General features: G+C 61.9%; 2 protein-coding genes. Both read right to left on the bottom strand.

Annotated features, from left to right (window positions below; translation table 11 throughout):
* Positions 1-336, bottom strand: a 336-nt coding sequence (locus tag Q0627_RS06980; protein ID WP_298808659.1) for a hypothetical protein, incomplete at its 3' end; no start/stop codon positions are given.
* 669 nt (positions 337-1005) lie between these two features.
* Entirely contained in the window at positions 1006-1386 is a 381-nt protein-coding gene (locus Q0627_RS06975; protein WP_298808657.1) for a DUF6869 domain-containing protein, read from the bottom strand.
* Between the last annotated feature and the right edge of the window lie 614 nt (positions 1387-2000).

The raw sequence follows: 2000 nt of genomic DNA, 5'->3' as shown, positions 1-2000 counted from the left end.
CCCAGCCGTGCGTTCCAACACCCGAGCCCCAACAAGACGGCCCGCGTTGTCGTACCCGAAGCTCTCCCCGCCAGGATACCCATCAACCCCATCGATCGTTTCGTCAACCACATTCCCGTCCAAACGGGTCGTGCGGGCGTTCGCCGCGATCGCGCCGCCCGGACCCGACCACGTGACACCGTTGGGCCGGAACCACACCGGATCGACCGTGAACGAACCCGACGTCGCGTTCCCCTTGCTCGTCCCACCCGACCGATACGACACCCCGGTCATGCGACCCCAGCCGTTGTACGTCGGATCGGCCAGGCAGCCGCGCCCGCCGGCCTGTCGCGACACGGACTCAAGTCCGAGCACATCATCAAATCAATGCTACCCCTTTCGCTTCCGATGTTTGCGTTGATAGGGTAGAGTGGGCCCGAGATCGGACTTCGCGGCGCTAGCGATCACCTCAATCCATTCTTGACCCCGCGCCCGCGTCGAGCCGCTAGTCATCACCAGCGGAACATCAAACATCAGCCGTGGCAGCCTTCGCCTACCCACCCGCCACACCACCCACGCCTCGTCAAACGTCAGCGTCGGCAGGTACCCAAGGCCCACTACCGGCAGGGATACCAGCCGACACTCTCCAGACCGCCTCAGGTCTATCACGAGGGTCCGGATCCCGAAAGTCGTACAAATCAGAGTGCCATCGACAACTCTTGCCCGCCACGTCGCAGCCACTGCGCAGACTGGCCAGAGCACCATCAGCAGCGTTGATTCAAAGCCTGTCAGCACCGAGAACGGCGCTCGAACGGCGATTCCGAGCCAGACAAGCTGCGGCGTTAGGAAGCCCCGACCCGTGAGCGGGAATCCGAAGACGAATGTCAGCGGGTGGCGCCGCAGGCGCGCGACGCGCCCAGCCTTATACCCCTGCACCTGCGTCATTTCCGTGTTCCTCCTGACAGCAATACTGATCGACTGGCGAGACCGCTGGGACCCAACCGGCTGATCAATCCGCGCAGCCTTTTAGCTACGCAGACTCTCCTGGGCTCGATCGGCCACTTCGGGCGGACTGATTTGAACGCACATCGCCATCAACTCGGCCAGAGCCTTGGAGTTACGGACCGCCTGCCGCAACTCGGCCACCCGCCCGAGATCCAGCATGCATAGAAGGTCCTCAACCGGTCCAGCAGCAAGGCATTGTCGCGCGAACTCATTCGGCGCCATTTCTGCGAGCTTCGATATGAGATCAAGAACATGTCCGAGATCCTTCGCGCGGATCACATCGTCGAGTTGATCGGGCGCCCATCCGAGCTTCTCGGCCTTCAGACGATCTTCCCTTGAGTCACAGTTGGACAGGATCCAGTGCATCCAGTACGACTCGGCTAAAAGGTCATCCGCGTTCACGCCGCCACCACGAGAGGAGCCGCTGCCCCGCCACTGTGAACCACCAGCACAACGACGGCGACGACTGCAACTACGTGCCACGGACTCAGGGCGAACCTGCCTCCTCGGTGCCCTGGGCCCATTCCGGCAGGCCACGGAAAGGCCATAAAGGACAATCTGAACGCCATTGACATGTCGAAATATCCGGTGCCGCCACCGCGGGTCCCGCCACAGCCGTCCGACTGCCAGTTCTTGAGGCTACGTCGGAGCGACCGCTGCTTCCCCGCAAACTGGGTCCGATGACCCTGAATACTCATCCTTCCGCTCATCGGAAGATTTCCCGCATTCGCCCGCAGTTCGGCCTGCCGCTTAACAAGCTCTTTGACCAGAGAAGCGATCCTCTTGCCGATGTCACTGAATGTACTCCTGCCCGACAGATCGTGCGCTTGATCGGATCACCGAACGCATAGGTGTGGTCGTTTGAGCATCCACCCTCGACCGGGTCGACCTCGATGAACCGACCCAACCCTCAACCTCGAGGTGTTGCCGTCACGACTTGAACTCGCCCTTGAACTCGCCGACCCCACCAGGCAACGACAACGTCGCCTCCACCACCGTCGACGAACCGTTCAACG

This window comes from uncultured Gordonia sp., assembly GCF_937858515.1.
GTDB lineage: Bacteria > Actinomycetota > Actinomycetes > Mycobacteriales > Mycobacteriaceae > Gordonia.
Note: the sequence above shows the minus strand (reverse complement) of the source record. Positions and strands in the feature narration are given on the sequence as shown.